Below are 14838 nucleotides of genomic sequence, written 5' to 3'. Positions count from 1 at the left end.
CTCCTTCATCAAATCAATCTGCAGCTTTCTTCCGAGAGTAGGCTGCGTGAAGATGGTCCAGGACGACTGAGACCTCGGAGAAAAATGCGTCGTCATCTTTGGAACCGGTGCGGATTCCCTGAAGAATGGTCTCGAAGCCTGCCGCCTCCGCCACTGGAACACCTCCCACGTCGAGGTAGTGCACCAGGTTGCCCAAGCGGTCCAACCCTGGATCGCCCTCGAGGCCAAAGCTCGCCATGAGCACTTGAAAGGTGACGCGTTCTTCCACATGCGTAAAAGCGGCGCCATCAAAGTCGAAGCCAAACGCGTTCTTTGGACAGTCCTGCGGATTCTTAATCCAGAGGAATCGAGCCTTGGGATCTATGAACCGGCGGATCAGCCAGGCACTCGCCACTCGGTCCACCCACAGGTGCTCCCGCGTGGCCCATCGCTTTCCACGATAGTCCTTGCTCTTCAGCCGAGGGATTGCGGCTGCTACCGCCTCTGGTTCTCCAGGCAAGAACTTGCGGTTATACGCGGCTTGCAACACCGCCATCGCACGCTCGGCCTCTGTTTTTGCCGAACCCGGAAAATAATCTATTGCGATTACGCTTTCCAGGCTCTTGCGGAGTTGTCGCAACCCCTTCCGCACATCACCCTCGTCTTCGCTCGACATTTGGTCCATCAGTGAGGCCGCTGTCGCAATAATTTCGGAGAAGTTCTCGCGGCGATCGAACAGTTGGACGAACTCAGCATCCCGATCGTTGCCTTGGCTCGACAGTGCCGTCACTAAAACAAGCGCCGATTCGGCGCCTGCCTCCAACATCTGTGTCTCCAGTGCTTCCTTAAGCTCAGGATGATCGGGAAGCAAGTACACCCCGTCGCGCAGCACGGCCGCGCCCAGAGCCTTCAAGATGCGCCAAACCCGCATGCGCAGCGTGGCCTGCTCGCCAGGGAGACTGATGACAGCGAGCAACCAGGAAATAGCTTGCGGTTCGTGCGCTTTCATCGTTGTGTTATATACACTACATCCTAGTAATTGACAATACATTATCAGAAACATATGCTACGTATTGTGATAACCGTTACGACACCTGAGAGCTTTAAGATCAGACATGTTTTGTCTCTCGCTCCGATGGGACGGTGCAACGACGCCCCATAAGAGCGGGAGGAACCCCCTCGATTCCTTCAACAAATTAATCAACACCCTTCCAGCTAACGGCGAAATCGAGCGCACTGTCGAGTGTTACGGCGTGCCGTTTTCCAGCCGTTCGTGTCTTAGAGAGGTTTTTTTCAGGGAGCACAACAATAAATTCTCAACAACGTATCTGTTTGTTCATCCTTTGAGGAGATTGAAAATGAGAAAGTTGAAAGCACTATTTATCGCCGCCGGAATCCTTGTCTGCGGAATCGCAGCAACGCAGGGAATCTTCGCCGCCGAGGAAGGCTATGCAGATGCCGATACGGCGAAGTTGCTCGCCGTCTTACCCAACGCGAAGCTGAGCCTAGCAGACGGTATCAAACAGGCGGCCAAAGACAAAGAGGTTCCGATCTCGGGCAAGTTCGAGTTGGACGACAACGGCAAGCTGTCGCTCTCGGTTTATACGGCCGAAAAGGGACTGTCGGTCCTACCTGAAAAGAATATCCTCAAGGAACTTGCGGGCAGCCCAGAGCAAGCCGCCTGGGTCCCCGAAAGCGAGGTCTTCAAGGATGTCGAACACGTCGCACGTTCTTCTCAACACCTCATCCTCAACGCCCTGTCGCACCTATCCCTGCTGGCAATCGTCGAAGATGCGTCCAAGCACGCGAGTGGCATCGTCTATTCCATCAATCCCACTTTGCATGGCCGCAAAGCTGCATTCGAGGTACTCGTCGCGAACAAGGACAAGGTTTCAAAACTCACGTACGACATTCCCAGCGGCAAGTTCCTTGGAAGTAAGTAGATGCCTCGTCGCCCCGATGCGTACTCCACAGTAAAGAGGATCCTCAGATGAAAAGAAGTAAAGATTGGCTGCCTACCCTGGTTCTTATCGCAATGTTGAGCGCGTTCGCTTGCCAGGCAGTCCGTGCCGAAGAAGAGGAGGAAAAAGAATACGAGCCTGCCGATCTGGCGGCCTTCCTTGCGCTCTTGCCCAGCAGCAAGCTTAGTTTGGCGGATGGTTTGAAACTGGCTCGCAAAGGCGCCGAGACTCCCATCTCCGCGAAATTCGAGCTGGATGACAGCAAGAAACTTTCGCTTTCGGTGTACACCGCCGAGAAGGGGCTAGTCCTGGAGCCGGAAGACAACGTGCTCAAGGAGTTGAGCGGCAGCCCGGAACAGAACGCGTGGAGCCCCGAGATCGAAGTGTTCAAGGACAAGCGCCACCTGACCCGCGCTTCGGGGCAGCTGGTCCTGGTATCGCTCTCGTCCCGATCCTTGCTTGAAATCGTAAACGATGCCTCCAAACGTCAAGCCGGAACGGTCTACTCCATCACACCGCGGCTGCAGGCGCGCAAGCCGGTTTTCGTTGTGTTGGTCGCAAAGGACGGCAAGGTGACCAGCTTGGCCTACGACGTACTCACCGGCAAACTGCTCTGGCAAAACGAACGGCAGTGACCAAGCGATCGAGTTGAGTACCAAGCTCGCCGGAGATGGAAGTGAGCGCAGAACCATCCAGTGAAATTGGTGGATCACCCGCCTATCGGCTCTCCGAACTGGTCGCCTATGCCGTAAAGCTGGGGGCGACCGGTTTTGGTGGGCCGGTAGCGCTGGTGGGCTACATGCACCGCGATCTGGTCGAGCAGCGCAAATGGATCTCCGAAGACCAATACCGCGAAGGCTTGGCCCTGGCGCAGCTCGCCCCAGGGCCGCTCGCGGCCCAGCTTGCCATTTACCTGGGCTACGTGCACTACCGCATTCTCGGCGCGACGCTGGCGGGGACGGCATTCGTTCTGCCCTCCTTTCTCATGGTCGTTGCGCTCGGTTGGGCGTACGTCCGCTATGGCGGCCTGCCTTGGATGCAAGCGGTCTTTTACGGCGTGGGGGCGGCGGTCATCGGCATCATCGCCAACAGCGCCTACAAACTCACCAAAAAGACGCTTGGCCGGGACAACCTGTTGTGGTTCATCTATCTGCTCAGTGCGGTCGTCACCGTCGTGACCGAGTCGGAAATCGCGTGGATCTTTTTCGGTGCCGGGATACTGACTTGGCTCGTCCGAGCGCCGCCGAAGAACTGGTTTGGCAAGAACATCAGCCTCGCTGTGGGTGGGCTGCCGGTGGACCCCCACACCGCAGTCGCGGTGTTCTCCGTGGTCGATTGGAACCAGCTTTGGCAAATAGGCGTCTTTTTCGCAGAGGCGGGGGCCTTCGTGTTCGGGAGCGGGCTCGCTATCGTTCCTTTTCTCTACGGCGGTGTTGTCAATGAATATCACTGGCTGACCGATAGGCAATTTCTGGATGCCGTCGCCGTCGCTCTGATCACGCCCGGTCCAGTTGTGATCACGGTGGGTTTCATCGGCTACTTGGTAGCGGGTTTGCCGGGCGCCGTCGTGGCGGCGCTCGGTACTTTTCTTCCGTGCTACCTCTTTACCGTTATTCCGGCCCCGTATTTTTCTAAGTACGGAAAGCTCGCGGGGGTAAAGGCCTTTGTCGATGGGGTCACCGCTGCGGCGATCGGCACGATCGCCGGTGCGGTGGTCGTGCTGGGTGAGCGTTCGATTGTCGATATCGCTACAACGGTCATGGCTCTTCTGACCCTGGTCGCACTATTGAAACTCAAAAAACTTCCGGAGCCCGTCCTGGTGGCGATAGCGGCAGTCCTGGGTATCGTGCTCTATCCGGTGATGCACCCCTAGTTGCATCGGGCGAGCCATCTGCATGCGCATGGTCACGCAATTTCCGTTCGATGCCGGCCGGAGCCGTCGGCTTTCTCCGGAGGAGCCTGCGATGAATCGCCGGTATTTGTCACGGCTCGCGGTGGCGCTGGTCTTCCTCGCCATGAGCCACAGCCTCGGAGCCCAGGGCGGTCCACCGCTTCTCACCGACGATCCCGATACTCCGGGAAACCGGCACTGGGAAATCAACACCGCCTACACGGTCGAACGCACACGGAGCGAGGAATCCAAAAATCTGCCGAGGATCGACATCAACTACGGCCTGGGCGACCACATTCAGCTCAAGTACGAAGTGGCGTGGATGTCTCTGGACCAAAATGATCCTTCCGGGTCCCGCAGCGGCCTCAGCAATTCACTGATGGGGGTGAAGTGGCGCTTTCTCGATGAAGAAAAAGCCGGATTCAATCTGTCCTTCTATCCGCAGGTTGAATTCAACAACCCTACCGGGTCCGTCGATCGCGGCCTGGCGGACAGAGGTCCCAATCGGCTGCTGCCCCTCGAGGCCAGCAAATCGTTCGGGGCCTGGCGACTGGTAGGCGAAGTGGGTCACTGGTTCATGCGCGACCAGCCCAATCAATGGATCTACGGCGTGGTTGTCGGCTATCCCTACTCGGAGAAACTGGAATTGCTGGGCGAGCTTCACGCCACGACCGATCACTCGTTTCACCATGGCGATACCGTGCTCAACTTCGGCCTGCGCAAGAAGTTAAGCGAGCGCTTAACGTTGCTCGCCTCTGCCGGTGCCGGGCTGCGCAACTCGGATGAGCGCACTGAACTTGTGGGTTATGCCGGCCTGCAGATGCATTTCCAATAAGACTCCATCAATGAAAAAGTTTTTCCTGCCCCTACTTTTTACCTGTTATTGGGTTTTCCACGGCGCCGCGGTAGCAGAACCCGGGGCCACCTTGCAAGAAACGCAAAGGATCGAGCTGCCAGGTGTGCAGGGACGCATCGATCACATGGCGGTCGATTTGCCGACCCATCGGTTATTCGTCGTTGCGCTTGGAAACAACACCGTCGAAGTGATCGACCTTCAAACAAAACGCTTAATCAAGAGCCTGACGGGCCTGAGGGAGCCACAGGGGTTGCTACTTGTTCCTGAAGTCAAACAACTCATCGTGACCAACGGCGAAAGCGTTTCTGCGCGGGTATACGACAGCGTCTCGCTTGAGCCGCTGAAGGACATCCGTCTAAGGGAAGACAACGACAACATCCGTTACGACCCGGACTCGAAGCGCAGCTACATCGGTTGTGGGGCCGGCGGAGAGGGCGCCCTGGCGGTCGTCGATACGCAGACCGACGCTCTAATCGGAGAGATCGGGCTGAGCGGCCATCCGGAATCCTTCCAACTCGAACGCAGGGGCAAACGCATCTTTGTAAACATTCCCTCGGCGCGCAAGATTGAGGTGGTCGACCGCGAAAAACAACAAGTGATGGAGGCTTGGGCAGTACCCGCGCGCGGCAACTTCCCGATGGCGCTGGACGAGGAGCATGCCCGGCTGTTCGTTGGAACCCGCGGGCCGGCGAGGCTCCTGGTCCTGGATACCGGCTCCAGCCGCGTTGTCGCGGAACTCGACAGCGTCAGAGACGCGGACGACATCTCCTACGACGCCGATACACGCCGGATTTACGTCTCCGGAGGCGAGGGGTTCGTATTCGTCTTCGAACAGATCGATCCCAACCAGTACCGCCTTCTCGATAAGGTGGCCACCAGAAAGGGAGCGCGCACCTCGTTGTTCGTGCCGGAGTGGCAAACCCTTTTTGTGGCGTTACCGCCCGGCGCTGATGGGAACGCGGAAATCCGGGCGTACAAGGTAACGCCTTAGAAAGGCCTACGCGCGAGTTAGATTTAGTGGGAGAAGGAGGTCAGAAATGAAAGTGGATCGATCATGCGCAGCACTCCTGATTGCGCTTTGCACCGCAGGGACACTAACAGCCTGCGAAAAATTGGAGCAAGACGACCGAGAACGCAACGCTCAACAGATCTCGATTGAACAGTTGCCGCTCGCGGTTAAATCAGTCGTAGCCAAGGAGTCTGAAGGAGGATCGGCGAAAGAAGCCGAAACGTTCATCAAAGACGGCAAGACGCTTTATGGCGTGACGATCGCCAGGAACGGCAACGAGGAGGAACTGCTCGTTTCCGAAACAGGTGAGATCGTTGGGCGGAAAGCGCCCGGGAAGAAAGAGGATAACGATTAGGGCCGCGGCGGCTTCCCTGTTCGAACCGGGCCTCGTCTTAATGAAAGAGCAAGATAAATCGTCTGTAACTCTGACCAATTTCGATTGGAGGGGCCGTGAAGATCATCAAAGGAATTCTGCTTGCGTCAATTTTGTGCCTGTCGACTTCTGCCATGGCGGCAGACGGCGCAGCACTAAGTTTCGTGGGCGCCTGGAGGCTTCAGTCGTTTGGCTTTATCAAGTCGAACGGGCAGACCAAATACCCGTTTGGCGAACACCCTGACGGGATGGTCATGTACGACGCGACAGGGCGCATGTCCACCCAGATCACGCGTGGCGATATCCCGCCCTTTTCATCCGAAGAGCGCGATCGAGCCAGCGATGAGGAAGTGCGGACCGCTTATGAGGGGTTTGTCGGGTATTACGGGACCTATGAGGTGAACGACAGCCAGCGGCTAGTCACCTTCCATATTGCGGTCAGTTCGTTTCCTAATTGGGTGGGTAGGACTCTGAAACGTCACTATGAGTTTGAGGAAACCCGCTTGACGCTTACTTCTGAGCTTAAATCGGTCGAAGGCTCGCCAGCGATTTTGATCCAGGTGTGGGAAAAATTGGCGAACTAACTGCCCCGTATCAAACACGGCCCATGGGGGAACCATGTCATACACGATGAAGCCTTTACCCTGGGAGCCAAGCCGGATACGAGGCCTCTCCGAAAAACTTCTCGTAAGCCACTATGAAAACAATTACGGAGGGGCTGTGAAGCGGCTGAACGCCATTTCAGATCGACTCATGGAATTGGATATGGCGCTCGCCCCCGGCTTCGTGATCAATGGCCTCAAACGGGAAGAGCTCATCGCCACCAATTCTATGATCCTGCACGAAGTCTATTTTGAAAGTTTGGGTGGCGAGGGAGGACGCCCGGATGGTGGGCTCTTGGAGGCTTTGGTGCATGATTTCGTGAGCTTCGAGCGCTGGGAAAAAGAGTTCGTTGCGATGGGGAAAGCCCTGGGTGGAGGATCGGGGTGGGTGGTAGTTACGTGCTCCCAACGAGACGGGAAACTGGTCAACCAGTGGGCCGCAGACCATACCCAGTGCGTGGCGGGTTCCATACCGATCCTAGCGCTCGACATGTACGAGCACTCCTACCATCTTGACTACGGTGCCAAAGCATCAGATTACGTGGATGCGTTCATGCGCAACATCGACTGGAATACCGCATCCAAGAAATGGAAACACGTTTTTTAGACCAACTGGAGATGATAATGCGATCTGTCATTGCGACATTGATTACTCTTACGACCATGACCATGGCACATGCTGAAACCATAAATTTTGATCGGGACGAAGTCGGGAAGGTCCCCGCAGGTTGGACAACGGGCGTCACGGGACGCGGTTCGCCCAAATGGGCGGTGGAGGCGGATCCGACCGCGCCCAGCAAACCGAACGTATTGCTGCAGTCAGGCGTGGGAACTTTTCCCTGGTGCGTGAAAAAAGACGTGTCGATTAGCGATGGCTTCGTCGAAGTGAAATTCAAGTCCATTTCAGGCCGCGAGGACGAGGCCGGCGGATTGGTCTGGCGCTGGAAGGACGGCGACAACTATTACGTGGCCCGGGCCAATGCGCTCGAAGATAACGTGTCCTTGTACCACACCACGGGCGGCCGCCGAATTACCATCAAGTATGTGGACGCGCCGGTGCCGGCCAATCAATGGCACACACTGCGGGTGGAATTCAGCGGCAAGAAAATCAGGGTGCTGCTCGACGGCAAGATTTATGTCGATCTGCAAGACAGTCACATTTCGGGACCCGGCGCGGTCGGTGTATGGACCAAAGCAGACAGCGTAACCGCCTTCGATGACTTTGCCTTTGGCGGCAATTGAACAGCCCGGCGTGCGCAGATGAAGAAGAGCACGGTCGTTTCAGGAATAATAGTTGCGCTTGTCGTCGCCATTGGATTGGCGGCCTTCCTCTCCCGACGAAGCATCGACACCGTCGTCGTCTATGTGAGCCACGACCAGGTGTTCTCCGAGCCGATATTGAAAGACTTTGAGAAGGCTACCGGTATCAAGGTGAAGGCTGTCTTCGACACGGAAGAAACGAAAAGCGCAGGGGTGATGAACCGCTTGATTGCCGAGAAGGCGAACCCGCAGGCGGACGTCTACTGGGCCAACGAGCCGATCCGCGCCGAATTGCTCCGCCAGCAGGGTGTGTCCGCCCCCTATCGCTCGCCCAGCGCCGAGGGCATCCCCGAGCAGTTCCGCAACCCCGAAGGGTACTGGACGGGGTTTTCTGCCCGGGCCCGCATCCTGATCGTGGATCAGTTGCTGAAGGACAAACCGGTGTCTATCCAGGCCTACACCGATCCGCGTTTCAACGGCAAGGCGGTGATTGCCAGTCCGTTATTCGGCACCACGACCGCGCACATGGCGGCGCTGTTCACGGTGTGGGGTGACGAGCGCTCCAAGGCGTTCCTCGATGCTGTGCGTAGAAACGGCGTCTTTATCTCTTCCAGCAACGGGGAAAGCGCAGATCAGGTGGCGACCGGCCCCTTTCAATTCGCGCTGGTGGACAGCGATGACGTGCACAGCCGTCGAAAACAGGGACAGCAGATCGAGGGCGTCTACCCCGACCAGGAAGAAGGCGGCCTGGGGTGCTTCATCGTTCCGAACGCCGTGCTGCTGATCAAGGGCAGCCCGCACCCGGATGCGGCCAAGAAGCTCATCGACTACTTGTTGTCGCGCGAGACGGAGAAGAAGCTCGCCTATTCCGACGCCGCGCAGATCCCCCTCCATCCCGGCGTGGAGACCCCGCCCGGTGTGCGTCGGCTGGAAGACCCTGAAGGTGATGAAGGTGGACTACACGGTGGTCGCGGCCAAGATGCAATCGATCCAGCCCCTGCTGAGGGACTGGGTGGGGCATTAACTTGCAGCGGCGACTCACGCTGCTGCTGGTCGTCTTCGCGCTGGTCGTCGTGGGGTTGCTGCCGTTGGCGGCGATGCTGGGCAAGAGCATCTTCGTCGGCGGCAGGTTGACACTCGCCGTCTACGAAAAGCTGTTCGCGACCCCACGGCAATATTGGGCACCGATCGGACATAGCCTGACGCTTGCCACCCTGACCGCCGCTTGTGCCACGCTGATCGGCGTGCCTCTTGGCCTGTTGCTCGGAAAAACCGATCTGCCGTTCAGGCGCATTCTGACGGTGCTGCTCTCGATCCCGCTGCTGCTCCCGCCCTACATCCTCGCGGTTTGCTGGTTCAACCTGCTGGCAAGTCACGGCGTGCTCTCGCGCGTCCTCCCCGCACAATTCCTGGATTTGCTGTCGGGCTGGCTGTTCGGCTTGCCGGGTTGCCTGTGGGTGCTGATGAGCGCGTTCCTGCCGGTGGTAATGATCCTGACTCTGATCTATCTGCGCGCGGTGTATCCACGGCTTGAAGAAGCAGGACGGCTGATCACCCATTGGCCAGCTATCCTGCGCTACGTCACGCTACCGATGATCCTGCCGGGGATCCTGTTCGGCGGGATCCTCGTGTACCTGCTCGCACTGGGCGAGGTTGGCGTGCCGATGTTCCTGCGCTATCCCGTCTTTCCGGTCGAGACGCTCACGCAGTTCTCCGCCTTCTACGACTTTGGCGCCGCCGCCGCCGCTGCCACTCCCCTACTCGCCGTCACCCTGCTGGTGCTGGCCTTGGAGCGTCTCTACCTGCGCGAAAAGACCTACCGCTTGCGACCGACAACGCCCGGCAAGCGGATGCTGCTCGTCCCACTCGGCCGTTGGCGCGTTCCAGCTCTCCTCGCGGTCAGCCTGCTGGCAGCAGTGATTGTCGTGTTGCCGCTACTGGCTCTGGTCGTGTCCTCTCTATCGCCTTTCGCCTATCGCGAGGCCTGGTCCAAGGCAGCCGATAGCTTGGGGCGCAGCCTGGTCTTCGCAGCTGTAGGCGCGACGCTACTCACGGTGTTTGGGTTCTTCTGCGGATACCTCATTCACCATCGCGCGCTTCGCCTCTGGCGCGCAGTGGATACACTAACGCTGCTGATGTTCACACTGCCGGGAACGGTGATCGGCGTGGGACTGATTGCGCTATGGAACCGGCCGGCCACCGGTTTCCTCTATGCATCGGCCGCGATGGTGATCCTTGCCTACCTTGCTCAGTACACTGCACTGACCAGCCGTATCACCCTGGCCACCCTGGCCAACGTGCCGCAATCGCTGGAAGAGGCGGCGCAGATGACGGGTGCGCCGTGGCTGGCGCGCATGGGGTACGTGGTGGTTCCGGCTGCGCTTCCAGGCGTAATCGCCGCGTGGCTGATCGGCTTCATTTTCTGCCTCCGCGATCTCGGCGCCTCGATGTTGGTTTATCCCGCGGGGCAGGACACACTGCCGGTGCGCATCTTCACCCTGATGGCTAATGGCGCCCCCAGCCTTATCTCCGCCTTGTGCGTCATCCTGGTGGCGGTCACCCTGATCTCATTGGCGATCCTGGGTTCGCTGTTCCGAGTCGCCACTGGAAGTCACCGATGAGCGCCATCGAACTGCGTGCCGTCTCGAAGGCTTACAACAGTCACACGGTCGCCGACGCGATCTCGGTATCGGTGGAGCGTGGTGAGCGCGTGGTACTGCTGGGGCCTTCCGGCTGCGGCAAGACCACAGTGCTTCGCTTGGTGGCCGGCCTCGAGGTGCCCGATTCGGGCGCCATCAGTATCAACGGCATCCGAGTCGCTGAAGACGGACGAAATCTCGTTGAACCCGAACAGCGCCACATCGGCATGGTCTTCCAGGACCTCGCTCTGTGGCCACACATGACCGTGTTCCAGCACCTCGAGTTTGCGTTGCGCTACGACAAGCTGAATAAACTCGCGGACACGCCAAACCGGATTTTGGAAGTACTGGAAATGGTGCGACTGGCTGATCGCGCGCACGCAAAACCAGGAGAGTTGTCGGGTGGGCAGCAGCAGCGCATCGCGTTGGCGCGCGCCTTGGCAACCAATCCCGCCATCGTGCTCATGGACGAGCCATTGTCGAGCTTGGATCATGCACTGAACCTGCACTTGCGCGGGGAGATCCTGAGACTGCATGCGGCATTGGGCTTTACTCTGGTTTATGTCACTCACAGCCGTGAGGAAGCGGCCGACATCGCTACGCGCGTGATCGTCATGCAACACGGTAAGGTACATGATACAAGCATACCCACGATGGCGACGACAAACTGAAGGAATATTTATGGCAGATTCTCATAGCAAAAAGACCTTTCTCATCGTTGCGCTGGCGACAAGCCTTGCATCACTACCGGTGTTAGCGCAGGATCCGACCGACGAAGTTGCCGCGAAGATCGATGAAAAGTATGGTGGCAGCATCAAAAAGCTTTTTGCAACGAAATGCAGCTGGTGTCATCAGGGTTATGGCATGAAACAGGCCGACGGGCCCAAGCTTGCCGGCATTTCAAAAACGTTGGAACAGGTCATGAAGCTGATTCGGGAGGGGAAATCACCCATGCCGGGCTTCAAGAGCCAACTAAAGGATGAAGAAGTTCAAGCGCTGGCCGAGTACATCAAGGCGCTTCCGGCCAACTGACCGTTGGCACGGAATAAGAAAGGGCGGCATAGCCGCCCTTTCTTCGTGGGGCCTTCATCGAATCCTTGGACGCGGTCCACGACGCTTGTGGAGTATGACGTTTGACGGGGGCGTCGTAGCGGATAATGCATTCTCTTGTGCGATTGAATTTCCTATTGAGACATTCGCAGTGAGAAGCTATACCGCATCACTCCGGGAGAAACGCAAATGGAGCTTATCGAGCCGGATGAAATGATTGATTTCAAGACTGTCTTAGCTCGATACCATCTCGATACGGACGATTTTGAGCTAAGCGAAATTGATACAACCGATCCTAAAACCGATGAAATATTTGCGCTAACCGGCACACTAACCGTGACGCAAAAATCCACGGGTAGCCAAAAGCAATACCCCATCGGAGACGGTTCAACATGGGTCGCTGAATTTCAGAGAGATGTTATCGAGGGGTATTTTCACTGACGTAGCCGATTTAAAATATAGCAGTCATGGAACACCCACCGAGCTTCGCTGACGGACGGCCGCCCTTCGCCCATCACCTCGCGAAAACGCTCATCGGAAAACACGTCTTAGTGGGCATCACCTATTTGGATGCGAAAGAGGAGTAGACTCACTGACGTTTCACGAGGGGATAACGATAAGGAACCAGCGATCCGGTCCGTCTGGTTAATCCCAAGCCTCACCTTCGGGCCGCAGGGCCCGCTCTTTCGGTACATCCTGTACCACTCTGCAAGGTAGCCAAGGACGCGTGCGTCGTGCGCAATAGGCGCAATCGCGTGGGCACATATAGCTCTCATGCCTCATGTCGAACGACGCTCAGCCTTGGCGTGTCGAACCGTGCACCGACCAGCGCAAGCTCTTGGACCGTCCGTTGGAGGGATCCATCTGCTGCGCGCGGTTGAATCTCTTTGGAGGAGTGTTATCCATGAAACGATCCATTGCTACGCTCTGCGCGCTGATACTGGTAGTTCTTGCTGCCGAGATATGGGCGGGGCCCGCCGAAGATGTCGCCCAGATCGCGGGACCGCGACTTAAGGCCTTACAAGAGGGAGACGTCGACGCCTACACAGCAGCGTTCGCCGATAATGCCGTGGTCAATTCCTCGTTGTCAGCATTCCGAATCGAGGGCAAAGAGGCGATCCGGGCGTATTTTATCGAGCTGTTCCAAATGTATCCCCGGCGCCGCGTCTTCGTACGGCAGCAGGCCATGCGTGCTTACAACGACGACTTGGTGATTTCGAACAGCTACGCTGTATTCAACGTAACAGACCAGCAGGGTAAGGTCACCGCACTTCAAGTCCGGTCAAGCGTAGCTTGGGCGAAGCTGGGTGGACGGTGGCAGATCGTGGATCAGCACACTTCGCGCTTACCGGTCGCGCCGTAGGCGGCACACCACGGATCGTAGATGTTCAAGGGCTGGATGAAGCCTGACCTCGCGCCCAGCTGCCAAAGTCCCCGCCGGGGTGACCGGACTTGTACTGCCACTTGTCAGTCCAATCCGTCCCGCGCTCACTGCGGAATCTGCGGCGCGAGTCGAGGTTCCAGCCGTAAACTGCCGTTCGCGCGGAGATCACGCAGGCGCTCGCGAATTTCCTTGAGAGAGAGGTTTTCGTGTGCTCGCGCGGAGGGCGTCAGGAATGATTCCAGCTTGATGGCAATGCGCCGTGGATTCGGTTCGCTCCGCATGATGATCACACCGTCCGTAATGAGCTTCTGAATAAGAAGCTCTTTCTGGGTCTTGGCGTGGATGCTTTCCGCGACTGGAAAGAACACGGTATTGGCGAGCACGATGCCATAGAGCGGAGAGACCAGGGCGACGGGTATCGTCTGCAGGATCATGTCCGGGTTGGTGATACCCGTGAGCATGTCGATCAGTCCGACCACGCTCCCTGCCACCCCGAACGCCGGTGCGAACAGCGCAGCCTGGCGAAACATGCGCTCGATGAACGCGCGCCGCTGCTTGAAATGCAACATCTCGGCGTGCAGGAGGTCGCTCAACTCTTCGTCTGGAAGGCCGTCGATCAGCAGCCCAAGCGCGCGCTTGAGGAAAGTGATCGTGGAATGTTCGCCCATGTTCTCCAGGGCCAGAATCCCCTTGCCGCGCGATTGCACCGCCATGTCCAGCATGGTATTGATGACTTCCTTCGAGGTCGGCGGAGGATTCCGGTGCAGATTGCGGGTCACCTGCAGGGCGGCGCGCATGTCTCCGATCGGATAGCTCAAAAGCATCGCGCCCAGCGTGCCGCACGTCACGATGAGAAGCGCGGTGCCGTTCAGGAACAGGGCGGCATGGCCTTGAATGAAGATGCTCGAAATAAATATCGCGGTGAAGAAGATCACCCCGATCCAGCTGTGCTTGTTCATTGGCGATAGGCTCCTTCGGTCCCGCTGATCTTGCGGGTGATGATGATCTCGACCCGCCGATTGAGCGCCCGCTTCTGACCGTCGGCATTCGTGGCCGCGGGCTCGTATTGGCCCCGACCCATGACGACAAAGCGCGACGGCTCGATATCCCCGGCCGCTATGAGATAGCGCGCCACGTGACTGGCGCGGACCAGCGACAACTCCCAGTTGCTCGGGAAATAGTTGGTATTGATCGGCCTGTCGTCGGTGTGCCCGATGACATGGATGTCATAAGGCGTCTGCTTGATGATCTGTGCCAGACGATCGAGAAAATTCGTCACCTCCGGGCGCAGATCGGCTTTTCCCAACGGGAAGAACATCGGCCCCTGGACGCTGACCTTGACCGATTGATCGTCGAGCAGGACGATCTCCGCGTTCTGCAGATTGGTCTCCCGCACCGCTTCCTCGCTGCGCGCGAGAACGTTGATCCGCATGAGCGGCTCGAAGCCCGGCTTGCGCGAGAGCACCTCATCCTTGACGATATTGTCGCCCGGCCCCTCCACCTGCTGCTGCCCCACCGCTGTCTGTCGTTGTGTCTGTTGCTTTTTCGCGTGCCCTTGAATACCCTGCACCGCGAGCAGTGCGGCGAACAGCACGAACATGGTCATCATGAGGTCCGACCAGGGCAAGGCCCAGTTGGACCGCATGATCCCGTCATCGAGCAACGTGTCGCCGCCGTCGAAAAGCTGTTCGCCGGGACCGCCGCGCGGACTTGCCCTGGACGTGACGGGTTCCGGGTGCGGCGGCTCGGCAGCCGGGGCCGCCGGAGGAACTCGCGCGGATTCGTTGATCGTGAGGATCGTCATGTTTGCCAACAACTTTGAAGGCCCATTCAG

General features: G+C 58.0%; 17 protein-coding genes and 1 pseudogene. 15 read left to right on the top strand and 3 right to left on the bottom strand.

The annotated features are described in order from the left end of the window. Positions 1-13: 13 nt before the first annotated feature. Positions 14-988 (bottom strand): chromate resistance protein, encoded by a 975-nt coding sequence (locus tag HY067_23160; protein MBI3530855.1) that lies wholly within the window; start codon positions 986-988, stop codon positions 14-16. Positions 989-1337: 349 nt separating this feature from the next. Here HY067_23160 and HY067_23155 point away from each other — a divergent pair, with 349 nt between their 5' ends. From HY067_23155 to HY067_23085, 15 genes and pseudogenes are all read left to right on the top strand, one after another. After that, positions 1338-1922, top strand: a complete 585-nt coding sequence (locus tag HY067_23155) for a hypothetical protein (protein MBI3530854.1) — start codon at positions 1338-1340, stop codon at positions 1920-1922. A 47-nt stretch (positions 1923-1969) separates the two neighbouring features. Next, positions 1970-2575 carry a hypothetical protein gene (locus HY067_23150; protein MBI3530853.1) on the top strand — a complete coding sequence of 202 codons (606 nt, stop codon included), beginning with the start codon at positions 1970-1972 and terminating at the stop codon, positions 2573-2575. 35 nt (positions 2576-2610) lie between these two features. Continuing rightward, the gene (locus HY067_23145) at positions 2611-3813 is read left to right on the top strand and encodes a chromate transporter (protein ID MBI3530852.1); all 1203 of its coding nucleotides are present in this window, start codon (positions 2611-2613) and stop codon (positions 3811-3813) included. 91 nt (positions 3814-3904) lie between these two features. After that, positions 3905-4666: a transporter gene (locus tag HY067_23140; GenBank protein MBI3530851.1), complete on the top strand. Its 762-nt coding sequence runs from the start codon at positions 3905-3907 to the stop codon at positions 4664-4666. Between the two features lie 10 nt (positions 4667-4676). Next, positions 4677-5678, top strand: coding sequence for a YncE family protein (locus HY067_23135; protein MBI3530850.1), 1002 nt, complete (start codon positions 4677-4679; stop codon positions 5676-5678). A gap of 46 nt (positions 5679-5724) precedes the next feature. Then, positions 5725-6051 carry a hypothetical protein gene (locus tag HY067_23130; GenBank protein ID MBI3530849.1) on the top strand — a complete coding sequence of 109 codons (327 nt, stop codon included), beginning with the start codon at positions 5725-5727 and terminating at the stop codon, positions 6049-6051. Positions 6052-6146: 95 nt separating this feature from the next. After that, positions 6147-6653: a lipocalin-like domain-containing protein gene (locus HY067_23125; GenBank protein MBI3530848.1), complete on the top strand. Its 507-nt coding sequence runs from the start codon at positions 6147-6149 to the stop codon at positions 6651-6653. A 34-nt stretch (positions 6654-6687) separates the two neighbouring features. Further along, complete coding sequence (locus HY067_23120; protein ID MBI3530847.1) at positions 6688-7278, top strand: Fe-Mn family superoxide dismutase; 591 nt, start codon at positions 6688-6690, stop codon at positions 7276-7278. Positions 7279-7295: 17 nt separating this feature from the next. Further along, positions 7296-7913: a hypothetical protein gene (locus HY067_23115; protein ID MBI3530846.1), complete on the top strand. Its 618-nt coding sequence runs from the start codon at positions 7296-7298 to the stop codon at positions 7911-7913. Positions 7914-7931: 18 nt separating this feature from the next. Continuing rightward, a pseudogene (locus HY067_23110) lies at positions 7932-8955 on the top strand (extracellular solute-binding protein). A gap of 1 nt (position 8956) precedes the next feature. Beyond that, positions 8957-10552: an iron ABC transporter permease gene (locus HY067_23105; GenBank protein ID MBI3530845.1), complete on the top strand. Its 1596-nt coding sequence runs from the start codon at positions 8957-8959 to the stop codon at positions 10550-10552. Then, on the top strand, positions 10549-11241 hold the full coding sequence (locus HY067_23100; protein ID MBI3530844.1) for an ABC transporter ATP-binding protein: 693 nt from the start codon (positions 10549-10551) through the stop codon (positions 11239-11241). Before HY067_23105 ends, HY067_23100 begins: the two co-directional genes overlap by 4 nt. Before the next feature lie 10 nt (positions 11242-11251). Then, positions 11252-11602 carry a cytochrome c gene (locus HY067_23095; protein MBI3530843.1) on the top strand — a complete coding sequence of 117 codons (351 nt, stop codon included), beginning with the start codon at positions 11252-11254 and terminating at the stop codon, positions 11600-11602. Between the two features lie 207 nt (positions 11603-11809). Beyond that, positions 11810-12061 carry a transcriptional regulator gene (locus HY067_23090; GenBank protein MBI3530842.1) on the top strand — a complete coding sequence of 84 codons (252 nt, stop codon included), beginning with the start codon at positions 11810-11812 and terminating at the stop codon, positions 12059-12061. Between the two features lie 463 nt (positions 12062-12524). Further along, positions 12525-12983 (top strand): SgcJ/EcaC family oxidoreductase, encoded by a 459-nt coding sequence (locus HY067_23085; protein MBI3530841.1) that lies wholly within the window; start codon positions 12525-12527, stop codon positions 12981-12983. 125 nt (positions 12984-13108) lie between these two features. Here HY067_23085 and HY067_23080 read toward each other — a convergent pair whose 3' ends face one another. Further along, complete coding sequence (locus HY067_23080) at positions 13109-13963, bottom strand: MotA/TolQ/ExbB proton channel family protein (protein ID MBI3530840.1); 855 nt, start codon at positions 13961-13963, stop codon at positions 13109-13111. Then, positions 13960-14808, bottom strand: coding sequence for a flagellar motor protein MotB (locus HY067_23075; GenBank protein MBI3530839.1), 849 nt, complete (start codon positions 14806-14808; stop codon positions 13960-13962). Before HY067_23075 ends, HY067_23080 begins: the two co-directional genes overlap by 4 nt. Positions 14809-14838: the final 30 nt, after the last annotated feature.

It is taken from the genome of Betaproteobacteria bacterium, from assembly GCA_016194905.1.
GTDB lineage: Bacteria > Pseudomonadota > Gammaproteobacteria > Burkholderiales > JACQAP01 > JACQAP01.
Note: the sequence above shows the minus strand (reverse complement) of the source record. Positions and strands in the feature narration are given on the sequence as shown.